Consider the following 20,574-nt stretch of genomic DNA (forward strand, 5'->3'; position numbering starts at 1 on the left):
CCATAAACATTCATACTAATTTATTTGATACCATGAAGAAATCCGTAATTCTATTTTCGCTTTTCTATTTATTATGTGCAATTCCTGTCGCTAAAGCTGCAGATACGATTTTTATTAAAGAGACACGCATTCCTATTCTTTTAGAGAGGAAAGACAATGTTCTGTTCTACATCCGCTTGGATGCTAAAGAGAGTCAGACATTAAATGATGTCGTTCTGAAGTTTGGTGAAAATGTAAATCTCAAAGAAATACAGTCTGCTAAACTGTATTACAGTGGTACGGAGGCGCTTCAAGATAGAAATAAAAAGCGCTTTGCACCTGTAGAATATATCTCTAGCCATGCTCCGGGAAAAACTCTTGCTGCAAACCCCTCTTATTCGATCATGAAAGCCGAGGTGAATGTTGCTAAACAGGAGATTGTACTAACCGGAAATCAAAAACTGTTTCCGGGGATCAACTATTTTTGGGTTAGCTTACAAATGAAACCGGGAGCTACTTTGACAAATACTGTATCGGCAGAAATTATTTCTGTTACTTTAGATAATCAGAAAGCCCCATTGTCTGTTGTTTCAGAGAAAAACATAGCACATCGCATGGGAGTAGGTGTGCGTCATGCCGGCGATGACCAGTCTGCTGCCTTTCGTATACCGGGATTGGTTACTACCAATAAAGGAACCTTGCTGGGAGTATATGATGTGCGCTACAACAACAGTGTTGACCTGCAAGAACATGTGGATGTAGGATTGAGTCGTAGTACCGATGGGGGACAAACTTGGGAGAAGATGCGTCTGCCTTTGGCTTTTGGCGAATACGACGGTTTGCCTGCCGGACAGAATGGAGTGGGCGACCCTTCTATTTTGGTAGATACAAAAACGAACACCATCTGGATTGTAGCTGCATGGACTCATGGTATGGGAAATCAACGTGCTTGGTGGAGTTCTCATCAAGGCATGGACTTGAATCATACCGCACAGTTGGTGCTCGCTAAGAGTACCGATGATGGAAAAACATGGTCCGGACCAATTAATATAACAGAACAGGTAAAAGATCCTTCTTGGTACTTCTTACTCCAAGGTCCCGGTCGTGGTATTACAATGAGTGATGGTACGCTGGTATTTCCGACTCAATTCATTGACTCTACCCGTGTGCCCAATGCCGGTATTATGTATAGCAAAGATAGAGGTGAGACTTGGCACATGCATACCTATGCCCGTACCAACACGACCGAAGCACAAGTTGCAGAGGTAGCGCCCGGAGTATTAATGCTCAATATGCGCGATAATCGTGGAGGGAGCCGTGCCGTATCTATTACTAAAGATTTAGGCAAAACCTGGACCGAACACGAGTCTTCTCGCAAGGCATTGCAGGAATCGGTTTGCATGGCTAGTTTGATTAGTGTTAAAGCCAAAGATAATGTATTGAATAAAGATATCTTGATTTTCTCAAACCCCAATACAACCAAAGGACGTCATGACACGACGATAAAGATCAGTTTGGATGGGGGTGTGACTTGGCCTGACGAATATCAATTATTGCTTGACGAAGGTGAGAACTGGGGATATTCATGCTTGACCATGATCGATAAAGAAACCATCGGCATCTTATATGAAAGTAGTGTGGCGCACATGGCGTTTCAGGCTATTAAGCTAAAAGATATTGTAAAGTAAGGAAGAATCTGATCTTAAAAACACAAACCAATTATTATGATGAAGAATAAGCAAATTTTCTTAATCAGTTTTCTTATTTGTTTATGTATGTTCGCTACAGTTCGGGCAGGTGATTATCACCTGCTGCCGAAGCCGCAGAAGTTTGCTCCGTTAGCTTCTGGTTTTGTATTAGATAAGGTAGAGCTTTCTACTCCTGTGTTAAGGCAGGAGTGGGAAGCTTTTATCACTCAAAGAGGTGGGGTGATAGACAGTAAAGCCCGCTGCCGTATAGAGGTAAACCTTGTGTCGTCTTTACCCGGTGTAATGTTGAATGTCGATGAAGCATATACGTTAAAGGTAGAAGGAAAGCGCATTAAGATAGAGGCGGTAAGCCAACGGGGAGTGTATTGGGCGATGCAAACACTTGCTCAATTGCAAAAGAACGGTTCGGGGAAGGCTACCTTTAGCGGATGTGATGTGGTCGACTGGCCAGCTTTTCGAGTACGTGGATTCATGCAAGATGTAGGGCGTAGCTATATTTCTATGGATGAGTTAAAACGGGAAATAGAAATGCTGTCGCGTTTTAAAATCAATGTGTTTCATTGGCATCTCACCGAAAACCAGTCGTGGAGGTTGGAGAGTAAGATATTTCCCATGCTGAATGATAGCATAAATACGACTCGTATGCCCGGCAAATACTATACGTTGGAGGAGGCAAAAGAGTTGGTTGCTTTTTGTAAAGCCCATAACGTGATGTTGATTCCGGAATTCGATATGCCGGGACATAGCGAGGCCTTTGTTCGCACTTTCCGTCACGATATGCAAAGCCCCGAGGGTATGAAAATCCTTAAACTATTGCTTGATGAGGTTTGCGACACATTTGATGTGCCTTATTTGCACATCGGTACCGATGAGGTACAGTTTACGAATGCCCGGTTTGTGCCCGAAATGGTTGCATACGTACGTGCCAAAGGGAAAAAGGTAATTTCATGGAATCCCGGATGGCATTATAAACCGGGCGAGATCGATATGACGCACTTATGGAGTTATCGGGGAAAAGCGCAACCAGGCATTCCTGCCATCGACTCCAAATTTCATTACCTGAATCATTTTGATACATTCGGAGATATTATTGCTTTGTACAACAGCCGGATTTATAACGTAAATCAAGGTAGTGATGATATGGCAGGCGTTATTCTGGCTATTTGGAATGACCGGGTTGTTGATAAGGAGTGGAACATGATTCTCGAAAATAACTTCTATCCCAATATGCTGGCCATTGCCGAAAGAGCATGGCAGGGGGGAGGAACCGAATATTTCGATAAGAACGGAACGATTCTTCCTTCGGAAAATACAGAAGAGTTTAAGGCTTTTGCTGATTTTGAAGACCGGATGCTTTGGTATAAAGAGCATTGGTTTGGCGGATATCCTTTTGCCTACGTAAAACAAACCAATGTTAAGTGGAGGATAACCGATGCATTTCCCAATGAAGGGCAATTAAATAAAGTATTTCCACCCGAAACGGAGCTCAGTAAGACCTATACTTATGAAGGAAACGAATATACGACTCGCACAGCAACCGGAGCCGGTATTTATTTACGCCATGTATGGGGGAAATTGGTACCTGCCTTTTATAAAGATCCGGAAGAAAATCATACCGCTTATGCATATACATGGGTATATTCTCCCAAGAGTCAGGACGTTGGAGCATGGGTTGAGTTTCAGAACTATGGTCGTTCAGAGATGGATTTAGCTCCATTATCCGGTACATGGGACTATAAGAGTAGTCGTATTTGGGTGAACGATAAAGAACTATTGCCTCCGTTGTGGACTGCTACGCACCGAAAGAAGAGTAATGAGATTGCTTTGGGCAATGAAAACTGTGTGGCTCGCCCCCCCGTTGCAGTACATTTGAATAAGGGGTGGAACAAGGTGCTGTTGAAGCTGCCTGTCGGACGCTTTTCGACTCCTGAGGTGCGTTTGGTAAAATGGATGTTTACGACGGTCTTTGTTACCCTCGATGGAGAAAAAGCGGTAGAAGGCTTGATCTATTCGCCCGATAAAATAAAATGAATAAATGATTTAGGAATATGAAGCGTTTTTTATTTACCATCATTGTATGGTGCGTTGCAATGATGTGTTATGGGCAAGAGCATAAATACTCTACGTTCTATTATCAGCGAGCCAGCCTTTTCGAGGAGTTGCCCATCGGTTCGAAAGACATTGTCTTTTTAGGCAATAGTATTACTAACGGAGGCGAATGGGCCGAACTTTTGAATAACAAACGGGTTAAAAACAGAGGAATTAGCGGTGATATTTGTCAAGGTGTATATGATCGCCTGGATCCGATTTTAAAAGGAAAACCGGCTAAAATATTTCTGTTGATAGGCATTAATGACATCAGCCGGGGGACTCCGGTTGATACGATTGTTCGAAAAATTTCTTTGATTACTCAAAAAATTAAACAAGAATCTCCGAAAACAAAGCTATATTTGCAAAGTATACTTCCGGTAACAGATTACTATAAGATGTTTGGAGGGCATACTTCGCAAGGGAACACAGTAAAACAGCTAAATGAAAAGCTTAGTGAGCTATCTGAAAAAGAGAAAATTACTTATATCGATCTTTATTCTTCATTTGTAGATAAACAAACGGGAAAAATGGATATTCGTTATACCAATGATGGTTTACATCTATTGGGCAAAGGTTACCTCAAATGGATCGAAATTATTAAACCTTATGTTGGTGAGAAATGAAAAGACTACTATTACTCTCTCTATCTTTGATCATGACCATGACTTTATTTGCACAAAAGCAAATAAAGGTGGCCTGCGTTGGTAATAGTATTACGTATGGGTCTGGTTTAGCCGATCCAAAAACACAGTCTTATCCTTCGCAACTTCAACAACTATTAGGTGAGGCTTATGAAGTGGGCAATTTCGGCAAGCCGGGAGCCACTTTATTAAACAAAGGCCATCGTCCGTATATGGAGCAGAGTGAATATAAAGATGCACTTGCTTTCGCAGGAGATATTGTAGTCATCCACTTGGGCATTAATGATACTGATCCGCGCAACTGGCCTCATTATCGAGATTATTTTGTTAAGGACTATTTGGCGTTAATCGATTCTTTCCGAATGGTTAATTCTAAATGTAGGGTTATCATTGCTCGGTTAACTCCAATAGCCGACCGCCACCCTCGCTTCGAATCGGGCACACGTGATTGGCATGGAGAAATTCAACAAGCCATTGAAACAGTTGCCGACTATGCCGGTGTTCAGTTAATCGATTTCCATGAACCGCTCTATCCATATCCGTTTTTATTGCCCGATGCCGTGCACCCAACGAAAGAAGGAGCCGGGATTTTGGCTCAAACGGTATGTGCTGCTATCACAGGTAATTTTGGTGGTTTGCAATTATCCGAACTTTATTCGGACAACATGGTGTTGCAGCGCGACACTCCTTTAACCATTCAGGGCAAAGCCAATGCCGGCGATAAGATAGTGGTGAAACTCGCCGGGCAACAAGCAACAGCCAAGGCTGCCGACAATGGACGGTGGGCTGTGACACTGCGCCCATTGAAAGCAGGAGGACCTTATACACTGACTGTTGCCGGACAGAAACAAAAGTTAGTGTACACGGATGTATTGATTGGAGAAGTGTGGCTCTGTTCGGGGCAGTCGAATATGGAGTTCATGGTAAAGCAAACTGCTACCGCAAAGAGTACCCTGCAGCAAGCCGATAACAATTTGATTCGCCTGTTTGATAAGAAAGCACGTTGGCGTACGAATGCCGTCGAATGGGACCAGTCTGTGCTCGACTCGCTTAATCATTTGCAGTACTATGCCGACACTCAATGGTCTGTCGCTTCGTCGGGCAGTGTGAGTTCTTTCTCGGCCGTAGCTTATTATTTCGGGAAAATGTTGCAAGATAGTTTGCAAGTTCCTGTCGGGCTGATTTGCAATGCCATCGGAGGTTCTCCCACAGAGGCTTGGATAGATCGTGCAACATTGGAATATCAATTTCCGGGCATCTTACGTAACTGGACACAAAATGACTTTATACAAGATTGGGTACGCGGACGGGCTGCTTTGAATGTGAAGAAATCGGATAATAAGCAGCAACGGCATCCATACGAACCTTGCTATTTGTATGAGGCGGGGATTCGTTCTTTCGATCAGTTTCCGATAAAGGGTGTTATTTGGTATCAAGGAGAGTCGAATGCACAAAACAGGGAGACGCATGAGAAATTATTTACCCTCTTGATACAAAGCTGGCGCAAGAGCTGGAAGAATGAAACGCTTCCGTTCTATTATGTTCAGTTGTCAAGTTTAGATCGTCCGTCGTGGACCTGGTTCCGCGATAGTCAACGCAGATTGATGAAGCAGATTCCTCATACAGGTATGGTGGTATCGAGCGATTGTGGCGACTCGCTGGATGTGCATCCGATCAATAAAAAACCAATTGGTGAGCGTTTGGCACGTTGGGCTTTGAACCAAACGTATGGTCAAACGAATGTGGTTCCCTCCGGACCCCTTTTCCGTAGTATGGAACTGCGTGACGGGGCTGCATACCTCTCTTTTGATTATGCCGAAAATATGGGCAGTGTAGACCGGCAACCATTAAGAACGTTTGAAGTGGCAGAAACCGAGGGTGTTTATTATCCGGCAACTGCCGAAGTAATAGGAAATCAAATTAAAGTATATAATAAGGAAGTGAAGCAGCCGCATTACGTACGCTACGGGTGGCAGCCTTTTACGCGTGCCAATCTGGTGAATGGATCCGGATTGCCGGCTTCGACCTTTCGCACAGATAAATAAAAGAAGGAATAATAACGTATGGTGAAGAGAATAATTGGAGGATTGCTTTGTTGTTGCAGTATGGTTTACGGCCAAAACCGGAGTGAGGCTGTGACACTGACGTTGAATGACCATTGGCTGTTTTCGCAGGCAGGAACTGAAAAGTGGTTATCGGCTAAAGTGCCGGGTACTGTACATCAGGATTTAATTCATCATCAGCTATTGCCCGACCCCTTCTATGGAGTTAATGAAGAGAAAATTCAATGGGTCGAAAATGAAGATTGGCAATATAAAACAAGCTTTACGGTAAGTGAAGAGTTGCTGAACCGGGAGGGTGCTTTGCTAACCTTTGAAGGGCTTGACACGTATGCCGATGTCTACCTTAACGGTAGTTTGGTGCTAAAATCCGATAATATGTTTGTAGGCTATTCGGTTCCGGTGAAGTCGGTCTTGCGTAAAGGTGAGAATCGGTTACAGGTTTATTTTCACTCGCCTGTCAAACGGGTTATGCCGCAGCAGGCCTCCAACGGTTTCAATTATCCGGCGGATAATGATCATCATAAAGAGCATTTGAGTGTTTTCACCCGAAAGGCTCCTTATAGTTATGGCTGGGATTGGGGCATTCGTATGGTGACCAGTGGAATTTGGCGCCCGGTTTCTTTGCGCTTTTATGATGTAGCTACCATCGATGATTATCAGGTAAAACAACTTTCATTAACAGACGAAGCGGCTCAACTGCTTCATGAACTGGAGGTGAAAAGTGTGTCTGCGCAAGAAGAGCAGGCCGAAGTCGTTGTCTCCTACTCATTGGAAGGAGGAGCCAAGACAACAATTAGGCAAGAGGTACGCCTACAACCGGGCATGAACCGCATTCGTATCCCGATGGAATTGCCGCACCCGGTGCGTTGGATGCCTAATGGGTGGGGCAAGCCTACTCTGTATGACTTCTCTGCACAACTTGTATGTAAGGACGTAACCGTTGCCGAGCAACGGCATCGTATTGGTTTGCGTACCATCCGTGTGGTCAATGAAAAGGATAAAGCGGGCGAGTCGTTTTACTTTGAAGTGAACGGCATCCCGATGTTTGCTAAAGGAGCTAACTATATTCCCCAAGATGCCCTGCTTCCGAATGTAACCACAGAACGCTATGAAACCTTGTTTCGTGATGTTCGCGAGGCTCATATGAATATGATCCGCGTATGGGGCGGAGGAACGTATGAAGACGATCGTTTCTATGAATTAGCCGATGAAAATGGTATATTGGTATGGCAAGACTTTATGTTCGCGTGTACCTCTTATCCGAGCGATCCCACGTTTTTGAAGCGGGTGGAAGAAGAGGCTACTTATAACATTAAACGCTTGCGCAATCATGCTTCATTGGCTATGTGGTGCGGTAACAATGAGATTTTAGAAGGATTGAAATACTGGGGTTGGGAGAAAAAGTTCACCCCTGAGGTTTATCAAGAGATGTTTCGCGGATACGATCGGTTGTTCAACGAATTATTACCGGCTAAGGTAAGCGAGTTGGATGGTGATCGTTTTTATAAACACAGTTCACCTTACTTTGCTAACTGGGGGCGTCCCGATTCATGGGGAGTAGGCGATAGCCACAACTGGGGAGTATGGTATGGTAAGAAAACATTCGAATCATTGGATACCGACCTGCCTCGTTTTATGAGTGAGTTTGGCTTTCAGTCATTTCCCGAAATGAAAACAATTGCTACATTTGCTGCTCCCGAAGACTATCAGATTGAGTCGAAGGTGATGAACGGACACCAAAAGAGTAGCATCGGGAATGCACTGATACGTACGTATATGGAGCGCGATTATATCGTTCCGGAGAAGTTTGAAGACTTTGTCTACATCGGCCTGGTGCTTCAAGGAAGAGGTATGCGGCATGGATTCGAAGCTCATCGACGCAATCGCCCTTATTGCATGGGAACGCTCTACTGGCAGTTGAACGATAGTTGGCCTGTGGTATCGTGGTCGAGCATTGATTACTATGGCAACTGGAAAGCGCTTCATTATCAGGCGAAGCGTGCATTTGCACCGTTACTTATTAATCCGGTGCAACAGGGCGACTCTTTACAGGTTCACCTACTGTCGGATGAGTTGAAAGCATTGGATGCTTTGACACTGGATATGCGTTTAATTGATTTCAATGGTAAACTTATAAAGAAAGAATCTATAAAATCGTTATCTTTGCCTGCCAATACGTCTATGTGTGTGTACCGACAGTCATTGGCCTCGCTTTTGACAACCGAACAGCGTACAAACTGTTTTCTTTCGCTCACTCTGAAAGAGAAGTCAGGGCATAAGGTAGCCGAAGAGGTGTACTTCTTTGAACCGACTAAAAACTTGAATCTTCCTCAAGCATCTGTTTCTTATAAGGTGAAGCAACGCAATGGAAGTTGCGAGTTAACGCTCACTTCTTCTCAGTTGGCTAAAGATGTATTTATTCAGGTGCCGATACAAGGAGCACGATTTAGTGATAACTTCTTCGATCTGCTTCCCGGAGAAACAAAGAAGGTTACCATTAGCTCTCCTGCGCTGAACAAAGAAGGAAAATTAGACATAACAATAAAACACGTAAGAGAAACATATTAATTAATCAAACTATTATGATGAAACAAACTTTTAAAGTGGCCGGTTTTCTGGCATTAACGGGGCTTATAGCTTCCTGTAAATCGGAGCAAAAGCTTGCCGATTATCAAGTGATTCCTTTACCGCAAGAGATTGCCGTATTGCAGAGCAATCCTTTTATACTGGGTGGGGATGTGAAAATAATCTATCCTGAAGGAAATGAGAAAATGCATAAAAATGCTCTTTTCTTAGCCGAGTATTTGAAGAAAGCTACAGGAAAAGATTTTGCAATCGAAACGGGAACTGAAGGGAAGAATGCCATTGTGCTTCAATTGGGTCTGCAGTCGGAAAATCCGGAGGCTTATCAACTCAAAGTAGGCAGTGAAGGTGTTACCATTGCTGCACCTAGCGAAGCAGGTGTATTTTATGGTATTCAGACACTGCGCAAATCAATTCCGGTAGCAGTGGGTGCACAAATCTCATTGCCCGCAGCAGAGATCAACGATTATCCTCGTTTTGGATATCGTGGGGTGCACCTTGACGTAGCTCGTCACTTCTTTACGGTAGACGAAGTGAAGTCATTCATCGATATGATGACGTTGCATAATATGAATCGTATGCACTGGCATCTTACCGAAGATCAAGGCTGGCGTTTGGAGATAAAGAAGTATCCGAAGCTGACAGAAATCGGTTCGAAAAGAACAGAGACGGTGATCGGACGTAATTCCGGCAAATATGACGGAATACCTTACGGTGGATTTTACACGCAGGAGCAAGCTAAGGAAATTGTTGAGTATGCTGCTCAACGATATGTTACCGTTATTCCTGAGATAGATCTTCCGGGACATATGCAGGCTGCATTGGCTGCTTATCCTCACCTTGGCTGTACCGGCGGACCGTACGAAGTATGGAGAGAATGGGGTATATCGGATAATGTGCTTTGTGCAGGCAATGACAGTACGTTGACCTTTATCGATGATGTGCTGACTGAAGTGATGGAAATATTCCCATCCAGTTATATTCATATTGGTGGCGACGAATGTCCGAAAACACAATGGGAAAAGTGTCCTAAATGTCAGGCTCGTATCAAATCTCTGGGTTTGAAATCGGATGATAAGCACTCGAAAGAAGAGCGTTTGCAGAGCGTCATTATTAACCATGCAGAGAAGTTCCTCAACGAACACGGTCGTCAGATTATCGGTTGGGATGAGATTCTCGAAGGTGGATTGGCTCCTAATGCAACCGTTATGTCATGGCGTGGTGAAGCCGGTGGTATTGAAGCTGCCAAGCAGAAACACGATGTGTTGATGACTCCGAATACATATCTGTATTTTGATTATTATCAGACGAAAGATGTGGATAACGAACCTTTAGCTATTGGTGGTTATCTGCCGTTGGAGAGAGTATACAGCTACGAACCGATGCCTGCTTCTCTGACTCCCGAAGAGCAGAAATACATTGTAGGTGTACAAGCCAATCACTGGACTGAGTATATGCCTACCTTTGCGCAGGTGCAATACATGGCATTGCCTCGTTGGGCTGCTTTGAGCGAAATTCAATGGACCATGCCTGCTAAGAAAAACTATCAGGACTTCTTGAAGCGCCTGCCTCGCTTGATTGAGCTTTACAACGCCGAAGGTTATAACTATGCTAAACACGTATTTGATGTGACAGCCGAGTTCAACCCAAATCCGGTAGATGGTACGCTCGATGTAAAACTATCGACACTTGATGGCGCTCCTATTCACTATACGTTAGATGGTACAGAGCCTACTGCTTCCTCACCGGTATGCGATAGCATTTTGAAGATAAAGGAAAACGGAACGTTGCAGGCGGTTGCTATACGTTCGGCAGGTAATAGCCGTATCGTTTCTGAGAAGGTTGTGTTCAGCAAATCAAGTATGAAGTCGATTGTTGCCAATCAGCCCATAAATAAACAATATGAGTTTAATGGTGCCCCTACTTTAGTAGATGGCCTTAAGGGTAATGGAAATTATAAGACTGGTCGCTGGATTGCTTTTTACAAGAACGATATGGATGTTACAATTGATATGCAGCAGCCAACCGAAATAGCTAGTGTAGAGATTTCGACTTGTGTGGAGAAAGGTGATTGGGTATTTGATGCCAGAGGCTTGTCGATAGAGATATCGGAAGATGGCAAGAGCTTTACCAAAGTGGCTTCAGAGGATTATCCGGCTATGACGGCAGCAGACCGCAACGGCATTTACAATCATAAACTGACATTTTCTCCCGTAAAAGCACGCTACGTGAAAGTGGTGGCATTGTCCGAACAGTCTATTCCCGATTGGCACGGTGGTATGGGTAAGCCCGGCTTCTTGTTTGTCGATGAGATTACTGTAAACTAATTGTTGCATACAGTGGTAAGGACAACTGTTTGGTTTTTCCTTTGTATACTTGTCGGGTTGATTGCTTCGTGCAACTCCCGACAAGCAACACTGCTTACGCAACCGATCAGTATACAAGAAATGATAGGAATCCCTGATGCAGAACCCGGTTTTGCATCAGGGGTTTCGGCTTGTTATGCAGGTGCTATTGATGATCTGCTATTGGTAGCGGGTGGATGTAATTTTCCCGATCTACCTTTAACGGCAGGTGGGAAGAAGAGATATTATAAAGGTATTTACGTAGCCAATCGCAATGTCGACTCTGTTTTCCATTGGAGAAAAGTAGGAGAGCTGCCTGTAGCTGCCGCCTATGGTGTTTCCATACCTATTCCCGGAGGTTTGATCTTTGCCGGTGGAATGAACGAAGAGGGATCGCTCTCTTCGGTATATCGGCTGCGTCTAAGCAAGGATAAACAATCGGTTATTATGGATACACTACATTCACTACCTTTTGCTATAGATAATATGGCGGGTGTTGTAGTGGGCGAAAGACTCTTTCTGATAGGTGGCAATGTAGAAGGAAAGCCCTCTTGTTCCCTTTTATCGGCAGAGTTATCCCATCTAAATGAAGGCTGGTTGCAAGAATCCTCTTTTCCCGGCGACCCCAGAATTCAGCCTGTTTGTGCAGCACAATCTGCTAAGGGTGGAAGCATTTATATGTGGGGAGGTTTTGCTCCCTCGGTGGACGGTGTTCGGGCTACATTGTCGACAGACGGGTATGCTTATTCAATTGCTGAACGTAGTTGGAAACAGCTTGCAACGCCTACGGGAAGCGACTCTGTATCTGTTTCGTTAGGTGGCGGCGGTGCTGTTTCGTTAAACGATAGTTTAATAATCTGTACCGGAGGGGTCAATAAACGTATCTTTTTATCTGCACTTAGGCGGGGAGAAATGCTTCAAAAAGCGAAAGCGGCTCAATGCACCAAACAGATTGACAGCCTCAAAGCTGTAGACAGTGTTTATCTATCTCGTCCGGCCGATTGGTATTGTTTCAACGATAAGGTGCTTCTCTATAACGTGCTTCGCGACTCTTGGACGGAGGTATCTCAAAGTACTTCGCTGGCTCGTGCCGGAGCTGCTTTAGTGGGCTGTAACGATACGTTATTTTCCATTTGCGGAGAGCTAAAGCCCGGAGTTCGTACCCCTGAAATAAATAAGTTGATCATCCGTTCTTATTAAAAACTTATATCAGTAAACGAAAGAGAGGCGAATGTTACTTCAATGGACAGTAACATTCGCCTCTCTTTCATTTATTCTCTAAGGTAGCGTATGGAGTAACCGGCATAGTCATTACTCTCTATCATTCTTATCTCATTGTTGTTGTAAAGTAGAGAGAACCCACCTCCTGTAAAGTTTGTGAGGGTTCCTTCTGCATACCAGAATACTGTAAATTGATTTTTAAAGCTATAAATACTTGTATTCTTATTTGTAACTTTATTGAAGAAACCGACCGGCTTTCCACTAAATCCCGATAAGTTGTTGGGTGTATGGCTGCTTGCAGAACTTTCCCATGAGCTTCCCATTTTGAGTGCAGCAGTATTATTTTTTATATAGCTTTTAAGCTTTTCGCAATCGCCATTATTCGGTATTTTCCATCCGGAAGGTGCCATTGTTCCTTTAGAAACAGCCGCTTTGTTGTAGAATAAATTATCTTCTTTGAGATAATACCCGGCAGTACTCACTGTCATATTGGTTATTAGGTTGATAGTTCCTCCATCATTGTATTTGGTTGTTTTTAGATTTTCGCGCATCCAGTATTGGGTACCTATCTTTACGGTTGGATAGATAAATCTTTCTGTTCCTTTGCTGTCTGTTAAAACAGTGGGACGCAATGAAACACTTTGTCTGTTTTCGGGTGGTGTAAGTACGATGTTGCTTTCTGCATCGGCATAGAGTGTGGTAATGGCTTCGTCAATACCGGAAGTATATATGAAGGAATTTGTTTCTGTATTCCACGAAACGGTTCCGCCGTGTACGTTGCCTGTTGCGTTGAGGAGTTGGAGTACAGTACCATCCTGTGAACCGATCGGATAGAGAACAATAGCTTGCGCATTGATACCTTCGCCTAATAGATATTCTTTGCATACCTCTGCCAGAGCAATGCCGGAAGCATTGGTGATGTTATATACATTACTCTGTTCAAAGTTGAAGTCCGTTAAGAGAATCACTCCCTCGTCTTGATCTTCTTCGAGCGTTCCTTCGCTTTGACTTCCTTCCTGCCATTCGCCAATGCTGGGAAAAATTCCATTAACTCCCGTTTTAGAGCTAAACTTCAACAGTAATTCGCAACTATATCCGCTCGCTATTTCCATATCATTGGGAAAAGGTAGGGAGTAGCTTTTTCCCTGCACCCGTAGCGTAAGTTTGCCATTACCTATTTCTTGTGGAATGAGCAATGCTTTCTTACCCGTTAGTTTATGCGTTGCTTCGTCAATAATCCATTCGCCATTCGTTAGAATGTTTTGTGGAGTGTTTGGTGATGAGAAAGTATTATTGGTAAAATTGTAAGTAGCCCGGGTGAAGGTGTTGTTGAATACGATAGAAGCGTTTTGTTTCAATGCATTTATATCTTCATCTTCTGTTAATTGAATCGAGACTCGCACTTGGCACATTTTGTGTTCGAGTGTGAGGTTAACGCTTTTGTTGCTTGGGATGACTCCTGTTGTTTTGGCAACCATAAAGTCCGACAGGCTGTAGCCTACATTCGTGTTCTGCTCCGGGCTAACCGAAACTTGTATGTTACTTTGGTTAGGGGCAATAGCGTTTGGCTGATACGGGTAATAACCCGTGAAGTCATATTTACCATCACCACTGGGATAATAGATGGGCTCGTCGGGTTCAAAAATTGCTTCTTTCAATGTAAATCGCATATTATCTACGTATCGTTTATCACTTAAATCTTTCGATTCGGGTAAAACGAAAAGACCGATCTGATCATCAGTTTCGAACTCATTGTTTGCGACACGTGTTTGCATCAATAAAATCTGAGCTGAAATTTGAATCGGAATAGTACCCGGAGTTAAAGGGAAGTCTTCTTCTTCTTGAATGTTATTGACACAAGATGTTGAGAGAAAAAGAGCGAGAACAATGCTTGATGCCTTCAAGCATGTAGTTTGTACGTGTTTCATAGAAATCATATTATTTAGTTGAATTTGCCTCTAAACTAATGTTTTACGAAGATAGGCTATTTTTCTTAAAAAATCGAATCATAATATATATCTTTGTGCATCGAATGTATATTAAATCGATGCTTATGAAAAGAATATTGTTTTTCCTTTCTTATTTTCTGTTTGTATATGAGATATACGGACAAGTTACCTTGGAGCATTGTTTGCAAAAAGCACAGGAGAACTATCCGTTGATGAGGCAGTACGACTTGATACAACAGGCCAAAGAATATAATCTGGATAATGCTTCGAAAGGCTACCTGCCACAGTTTGCTCTTTCAGCCAAGGCAACCTACCAAAGCGAAGTAACAGAGCTTCCGGTATCAATACCGGGGGTAAACATGAAGGCACTGCCTAAAGAGCAGTATCAGGTGATGTTGGAACTCCGGCAAAATCTTTGGGACGGAGGGGAGATACGCAAAGCCAAAGCCGGAATGAAAGCTGCCTCTGAGGTGGATCGAGAACGCCTTGCTGTGGATATGTACACACTCAATGAACGAGTCGATCAGCTTTACTTCGGTACCTTGTTGTTGGGCGAACAGTTGAACCAGAACCAGTTGTTGCAAGATGAGTTGGAGCGCAACCTGAAGCAGATCGCTGCTTACGTAGCCAATGGCATTGCCAATCAAAGCGATCTTGATGCAGTACAGGTGAATCTGCTGGATGCGCGGCAGAAACGAATAGAGTTGACAGCTACCCGAGTGGCTTATCTTCAGATGCTGTCATTGATGATTGGTGAAGAGTTGGCGCCTGATGTTACGTTGATAAAACCCCTGGATATGGGTAGCGGGTCGAACGAACAACAGATCTTACGCCCCGAACTCAATTGGTTTGCTGCACAGGAACGCAGGCTGCAAGTACAGAAGGAAAGCTTGATGGCACGCAGCTTACCCCATTTGGGGTTTTTTATTCAGGGAGCTTACGGCAATCCGGGGCTGAATATGCTGAAGAATGAATGGACTCCCTTCTACATAGCAGGTGTTCGTCTTTCCTGGAACTTTGGCAGCTTGTATACCCTACGCAATGATAAGCGCTTGATCGAGACTACTCGTTTGCAGGTTCAGAACAATCAGGAGGTGTTTCTTTTCAATACGCAACTTCAGCTAACGCAACAAAACAATGCGATTGCTTCCATGCGCAAACAGATGCAAGACGATAACGAAATTATCCGCCTTCGAACCAACATTCGTCAAGCAGCCGAGGCCAAAGTAGCCAACGGTACATTGACGGTAACTGAGATGCTACGCGAGATTACGGCAGAGAATATGGCTCGGCAAACCAAAGCACTGCACGAAATTCAGTTGCTGATGAACATTCGTAAGCTAAACTATATCACTAATCATTAAATACCTACCGATTATGAAACTCATTCGAATCACAGTATTCATTGCAGGCCTGCTATTGGTCTTTGCCTGCGGAAACAAATCTCCCCGCTATGACGCTACCGGCACGTTCGAAGCGACCGAGGTACTTGTCTCGTCGGAGGCTGCGGGACGTATCTTACGGTTGGGTATAGAAGAGGGCGAGGTACTGAAAGCAGGACAAAAGGTGGGACTTATCGATACCGTGCAACTCTACTTGAAACAGTTGCAACTACAAGCCAGCATGAAGTCGGTTGAAAGTCAACGTCCCGACCTGAAGAAACAAATAGCAGCCGTTCAGCAACAAATTGTTACTGCCGAGCGCGAAAAGAAACGTGTCGAGAACTTACTCAAAGCAGGAGCTGCCAATCAAAAGCAATTAGATGACTGGGAGGCACAGATCGCTTTGCTTACCAAACAATTAGCTGCCCAGCAGTCTTCGTTGCAACACAGTACCAACAGCTTGACTGAGCAAGGCTCTTCGGTGGGCATACAGGTGGCACAGGTAGCAGATCAGTTGGCCAAATGCCACCTTGTTTCGCCTATTGACGGTACGGTATTGGCTAAGTATGCCGAGGCGGGCGAACTGGCATCTATAGGCAAACCGCTGTTCAAGGTAGCCGATATGCAGCAACTTTATTTGCGTGCTTACATCACCTCCGAGCAGTTGGCCGATGTAAAGCTGGGGCAATCTGTTACCGTTTATGCCGATTACGGAACCGACCGGCATACTACCTATCCGGGTGTGCTTACGTGGATATCGGATCGTTCGGAATTCACGCCCAAGACTATTCTAACCAAAGACGAACGCGCCAACTTGGTGTATGCTGTAAAGATAGCCGTTGAGAACGACGGATTACTTAAAATCGGTATGTATGGTGGAGTAACCTTTAACAAATGAATAGCAAGAAAGAAGCAGTTGTTGTTAACAACATCATGAAACGGTATGGAAAGACCGAGGCACTGAAAGGTGTTTCTTTTTCGGTGAAGCCGGGCGAACTCTTCGGACTGATCGGTCCCGACGGAGCAGGTAAGAGTACGCTCTTTCGTATTCTTACCACCTTGTTGCTGGCCGATAGCGGTACAGCCACCGTTGGCGGATGGGATGTAAAAAGCGGCTTCAAGGAGATTCGCCACCGGGTAGGATATATGCCGGGACGTTTTTCGCTCTATCAAGACCTCACTGTCGAAGAGAATCTGGCTTTCTTTGCTACCGTTTTTCATACAACGGTCAAGGAGAACTACGAACTGGTCAAAGACATCTACCGGCAGATAGAGCCTTTTCGCAAACGGCGTGCCGGAGCACTGTCGGGCGGAATGAAGCAAAAGCTCGCTCTCTGTTGTGCCCTGATTCATAAGCCCGATATCCTGTTCCTCGACGAGCCCACCACAGGTGTCGACCCCGTATCGCGTAAAGAGCTATGGGAGATGTTGCAGCGCCTCAAAGAGCAGGGAATCACCATCGTTGCCTCTACACCGATTATGGATGAGGCTCGCCGGTGCGACCGCATTGCCTTTATCAACGACGGTATCATTCATGGCATTGATACGCCTGAACGTATTTTGCAACAATTTGCCTCTGTGCTCTGTCCGCCCGCGTTAACGCGCGAAGAGTCGAACCGGAAGAGCGATGATGTGATCGAAGTAAACGGGCTCACCAAAACATTCGGAACCTTTACAGCGGTCAATCACATCTCTTTTCAAGTTCATAAAGGCGAGATATTCGGTTTTCTCGGTGCGAATGGAGCAGGCAAGACCACCGCTATGCGGATGCTGTGCGGATTGAGCAAACCGACTTCGGGCACGGGCAAGGTAGCCGGTTTCGATATCTCCACCGAGCCTGAGGAGGTAAAGAAGAACATTGGCTATATGAGCCAGAAGTTCTCGCTCTACGAAGACCTGAAAGTATGGGAAAACATCCGCCTGTTTGCCGGAATCTATGGTATGAAAGACAAGGAGATAGCCACCAAGACCAACGAATTGCTGGAACGTTTGGGCTTTATGAGCGAGCGCAATACCTTGGTCAAGAGCTTACCGTTGGGGTGGAAGCAAAAGTTGGCATTCTCCGTTTCTATTTTCCACGAACCCAGAATCGTCTTCTTGGACGAACCAACGGGTGGGGTCGATCCTGCTACCCGGCGTCAGTTCTGGGAACTGATCTATCAGGCAGCCGATCGGGGGATTACCGTATTCGTAACCACGCACTACATGGACGAGGCCGAGTATTGTAACCGTGTTTCCATCATGGTTGATGGTTGTATCGAAGCACTCGACACGCCTGATCGTTTGAAAGAACGGTTCGGTGCAAAGGGCATGGATGATGTATTTCAACAACTGGCTCGCAAAGCCTTACGTAAAGCCGACTAACCATGAAACAACTGATTGCCTTTGTCCGGAAAGAGTTCTATCATATCTTTCGCGATCGGCGAACGATGTTGATTCTGCTGGGCATGCCCATCGTACAGATTATCTTGTTTGGATTCGCCATCACTACCGAAGTGAAGAATGTGCGCCTTGCAGTGCTCGACCCTTCGAACGATGTAATCAGCAGGCAGGTGATCGACCGGTTGGATGCCAGTGAGTATTTTATCCTCACCCATCGTGTACAGTCTCCGCAAGAGATGGAGAAGCTCTTTGCCGAGGGAGATGTTGATATGGCGGTAGTGTTCGGCACGCAGTTTGCCGACAACCTCTATACGGGGCATGCCTCCATACAGTTGGTCGTCGATGCCACCGATCCGAACATGGCCACTACCCAAGTCAATTATGCTTCGGGCATTATTGCCGACGTGCAGCAAGAGATGCTTCCGCCCGGACTGACACCCGTAACGATTGTTCCCCAAGTGAAGCTACTCTACAATCCGCAGATGAAGAGTGCCTACAACTTTGTGCCCGGGGTGATGGGATTGATTCTGATGCTTATCTGTGCCATGATGACCTCCATCTCTATCGTACGCGAGAAGGAGATGGGCACGATGGAGATTCTGTTGGTTTCGCCCGTTAAGCCGCTTTTTATTATTCTGGCCAAGGCAGTACCTTATTTCGTTCTTTCGTTTGTGAATCTGGCTACCATTCTTCTCTTGTCGGTCTATGTGCTTCATGTGCCTGTGGCGGGTAGTCTGTGGTGGCTCATCGGCGTATCGTTGCTCTTCATCTTCGTATCGTTGGCACTGGGGTTGCTTATCTCGTCTATCACCCGCACACAGGTGGCTGCCATGCTCATATCGGGTTTGGTTTTGATGATGCCTACGATGTTGCTGAGCGGTATGATTTTCCCGGTCGAGAGTATGCCGCTTCCGTTGCGTGTGATTTCCGACTTTCTGCCTGCCCGTTGGTATATACAAGCGGTGCGTAAACTGATGATCGAAGGGGTCGACATCTCCTTGGTGTTGACCGAAGTCGGTATTCTCTTCTTCATGGCTGTGGTGCTGATATTGATTAGTTTTAAGAAGTTTAAAAACAGACTGGAATGATAAAGTATTTAATGGAGAAGGAGTTTAAGCAGTTGCTTCGCAATGCTTTTCTGCCGCGGCTTATTTTTATTTTCCCTTGTATGATTATGATTCTCATGCCTTGGGCTGCGAATATGGAGATACACAATATCTACTTGAATATAATCGACAATGATCATTCGACCCTCTCGCAGCGATTGGTCGATAAAATAGCGGCTTCCACCTATTTCCGTCTGACGGATCTACCCGATTCGTATGCTGTCGGCTTGCAGGCGGTAGAAGCGGGAACGGCCGACATCATACTGGAAATACCCCGTGGGTTCGAGAAGGACTGGACAAATGGCAGTTCGCCACAGGTGTTGATAGCCGCCAACGCCGTGAACGGAACAAAGGGCGGACTGGGCAGCTCGTATTTAGTTCAGATTATTCGAGACTATGCGGCGCAGCTTCGTGCCGAACAACCTGCTGTGTTGCCGAGTGCTTCGGGGGGTGTACCCTCGATACAGGTTAGCAGTCAGAATTTATTTAATCCTTACCTTAACTATAAGCTCTTTATGATTCCGGCGTTGATGGTAATGCTCTTAACGATGCTCTGCGGCTTTCTGCCTGCGCTCAATATTGTGAGTGAAAAGGAGGTGGGTACGATTGAGCAGATCAACGTAACGCCCGTTCCGAAGTTTACGTTCATTCTCGCTAAGCTGCTGCCCTATTGGATCATTGGCTTCCTTGTGCTTACCATCTGTTTCGGGTTGGCTTGGCTGCTCTACGGCATTTTGCCTGTTGGTCGTTTTGGGGTTATTTACGTTTTCGCCATTCTCTTTGTACTTGCCATATCGGGGATGGGGCTTGTTATCTCCAATTACTCAACGACTATGCAGCAAGCCATGTTCGTAATGTGGTTCTGTATGTTGATTCTCATTCTGATGAGCGGTCTTTTCACTCCGATCAGCAGCATGCCCGAGTGGGGGCAGTTGATTACTTACTTCAATCCGCTTAAATACTTTATGCAGGTGATGCGAATGGTCTATCTCAAAGGAAGCGGATTTGCCGATCTCTTTTCGCAACTCTTGGCATTGCTGGCTTTCGTTCTGTTCTTCAATAGCTGGGCCATCCTCAGTTATAAGAAGAATACATAAAAAAGAGATGGACGGCCTTGCGAGCC

General features: G+C 45.0%; 13 protein-coding genes. 12 read left to right on the forward strand and 1 reads right to left on the reverse strand.

Going from position 1 to position 20,574, the window contains the following annotated elements:
• The first annotated feature begins 32 nt into the window (after nt 1-32).
• From TY03_RS18120 to TY03_RS18150, 7 genes are read left to right on the forward strand one after another with little or no spacing between them, the layout of a single operon-like run.
• The gene (locus TY03_RS18120; RefSeq protein WP_148335711.1) at nt 33-1,667 is read left to right on the forward strand and encodes a sialidase family protein; all 1,635 of its coding nucleotides are present in this window, start codon (nt 33-35) and stop codon (nt 1,665-1,667) included.
• Nucleotides 1,668-1,706: 39 nt separating this feature from the next.
• Nucleotides 1,707-3,719, forward strand: coding sequence for a family 20 glycosylhydrolase (locus TY03_RS18125; RefSeq protein ID WP_042372718.1), 2,013 nt, complete (start codon nt 1,707-1,709; stop codon nt 3,717-3,719).
• A gap of 17 nt (nt 3,720-3,736) precedes the next feature.
• On the forward strand, nt 3,737-4,402 hold the full coding sequence (locus TY03_RS18130; RefSeq protein ID WP_042372541.1) for an SGNH/GDSL hydrolase family protein: 666 nt from the start codon (nt 3,737-3,739) through the stop codon (nt 4,400-4,402).
• Complete coding sequence (locus TY03_RS18135) at nt 4,399-6,465, forward strand: GDSL-type esterase/lipase family protein (protein ID WP_042372542.1); 2,067 nt, start codon at nt 4,399-4,401, stop codon at nt 6,463-6,465. The genes TY03_RS18130 and TY03_RS18135 overlap by 4 nt, the downstream gene beginning before the upstream one ends.
• An 18-nt stretch (nt 6,466-6,483) precedes the next feature.
• Nucleotides 6,484-9,051, forward strand: a complete 2,568-nt coding sequence (locus TY03_RS18140; protein ID WP_042372543.1) for a beta-mannosidase — start codon at nt 6,484-6,486, stop codon at nt 9,049-9,051.
• 17 nt (nt 9,052-9,068) lie between these two features.
• Nucleotides 9,069-11,393: a glycoside hydrolase family 20 protein gene (locus TY03_RS18145; RefSeq protein WP_042372720.1), complete on the forward strand. Its 2,325-nt coding sequence runs from the start codon at nt 9,069-9,071 to the stop codon at nt 11,391-11,393.
• A gap of 12 nt (nt 11,394-11,405) precedes the next feature.
• On the forward strand, nt 11,406-12,611 hold the full coding sequence (locus tag TY03_RS18150) for a cyclically-permuted mutarotase family protein (protein WP_042372722.1): 1,206 nt from the start codon (nt 11,406-11,408) through the stop codon (nt 12,609-12,611).
• Between the two features lie 71 nt (nt 12,612-12,682).
• On the opposite strand, the gene TY03_RS18155 is transcribed toward TY03_RS18150, so the two are convergent.
• Complete coding sequence (locus TY03_RS18155) at nt 12,683-14,560, reverse strand: fimbrillin family protein (RefSeq protein ID WP_042372724.1); 1,878 nt, start codon at nt 14,558-14,560, stop codon at nt 12,683-12,685.
• A gap of 125 nt (nt 14,561-14,685) precedes the next feature.
• Here TY03_RS18155 and TY03_RS18160 point away from each other — a divergent pair, with 125 nt between their 5' ends.
• The 5 genes from TY03_RS18160 to TY03_RS18180 are packed head-to-tail and all read left to right on the forward strand — an operon-like array spanning nt 14,686 to nt 20,548.
• Entirely contained in the window at nt 14,686-15,945 is a 1,260-nt protein-coding gene (locus TY03_RS18160; protein WP_042372726.1) for a TolC family protein, read from the forward strand.
• Between the two features lie 13 nt (nt 15,946-15,958).
• Nucleotides 15,959-16,861 carry an HlyD family secretion protein gene (locus TY03_RS18165; RefSeq protein ID WP_042372544.1) on the forward strand — a complete coding sequence of 301 codons (903 nt, stop codon included), beginning with the start codon at nt 15,959-15,961 and terminating at the stop codon, nt 16,859-16,861.
• Nucleotides 16,858-18,327 (forward strand): ATP-binding cassette domain-containing protein, encoded by a 1,470-nt coding sequence (locus TY03_RS18170; RefSeq protein ID WP_042372545.1) that lies wholly within the window; start codon nt 16,858-16,860, stop codon nt 18,325-18,327. Before TY03_RS18165 ends, TY03_RS18170 begins: the two co-directional genes overlap by 4 nt.
• A 2-nt stretch (nt 18,328-18,329) precedes the next feature.
• A complete protein-coding gene (locus TY03_RS18175) occupies nt 18,330-19,433 on the forward strand; it encodes an ABC transporter permease (protein WP_042372546.1) in 1,104 nt (367 codons plus the stop codon).
• The gene (locus TY03_RS18180) at nt 19,430-20,548 is read left to right on the forward strand and encodes an ABC transporter permease (protein WP_042372547.1); all 1,119 of its coding nucleotides are present in this window, start codon (nt 19,430-19,432) and stop codon (nt 20,546-20,548) included. Before TY03_RS18175 ends, TY03_RS18180 begins: the two co-directional genes overlap by 4 nt.
• The last annotated feature ends 26 nt before the right edge of the window (nt 20,549-20,574 follow it).

It is taken from the genome of Bacteroides neonati (assembly GCF_000499785.1).
Taxonomy (GTDB): domain Bacteria; phylum Bacteroidota; class Bacteroidia; order Bacteroidales; family Bacteroidaceae; genus Bacteroides; species Bacteroides neonati.

What these genes read in the sequence shown, in the direction of transcription:
- TY03_RS18170 (WP_042372545.1), top strand. Translation starts at nt 16,858, where the DNA reads ATGAATAGCAAGAAAGAAGCAGTTGTTGTTAACAACATCATGAAACGG.
- TY03_RS18145 (WP_042372720.1), top strand. Translation starts at nt 9,069, where the DNA reads ATGAAACAAACTTTTAAAGTGGCCGGTTTTCTGGCATTAACGGGGCTT.
- TY03_RS18180 (WP_042372547.1), top strand. Translation starts at nt 19,430, where the DNA reads ATGATAAAGTATTTAATGGAGAAGGAGTTTAAGCAGTTGCTTCGCAAT.
- TY03_RS18125 (WP_042372718.1), top strand. Translation starts at nt 1,707, where the DNA reads ATGAAGAATAAGCAAATTTTCTTAATCAGTTTTCTTATTTGTTTATGT.
- TY03_RS18165 (WP_042372544.1), top strand. Translation starts at nt 15,959, where the DNA reads ATGAAACTCATTCGAATCACAGTATTCATTGCAGGCCTGCTATTGGTC.
- TY03_RS18175 (WP_042372546.1), top strand. Translation starts at nt 18,330, where the DNA reads ATGAAACAACTGATTGCCTTTGTCCGGAAAGAGTTCTATCATATCTTT.
- TY03_RS18120 (WP_148335711.1), top strand. Translation starts at nt 33, where the DNA reads ATGAAGAAATCCGTAATTCTATTTTCGCTTTTCTATTTATTATGTGCA.
- TY03_RS18160 (WP_042372726.1), top strand. Translation starts at nt 14,686, where the DNA reads ATGAAAAGAATATTGTTTTTCCTTTCTTATTTTCTGTTTGTATATGAG.
- TY03_RS18140 (WP_042372543.1), top strand. Translation starts at nt 6,484, where the DNA reads ATGGTGAAGAGAATAATTGGAGGATTGCTTTGTTGTTGCAGTATGGTT.
- TY03_RS18155 (WP_042372724.1), bottom strand. Translation starts at nt 14,560, where the DNA reads ATGAAACACGTACAAACTACATGCTTGAAGGCATCAAGCATTGTTCTC.
- TY03_RS18135 (WP_042372542.1), top strand. Translation starts at nt 4,399, where the DNA reads ATGAAAAGACTACTATTACTCTCTCTATCTTTGATCATGACCATGACT.
- TY03_RS18130 (WP_042372541.1), top strand. Translation starts at nt 3,737, where the DNA reads ATGAAGCGTTTTTTATTTACCATCATTGTATGGTGCGTTGCAATGATG.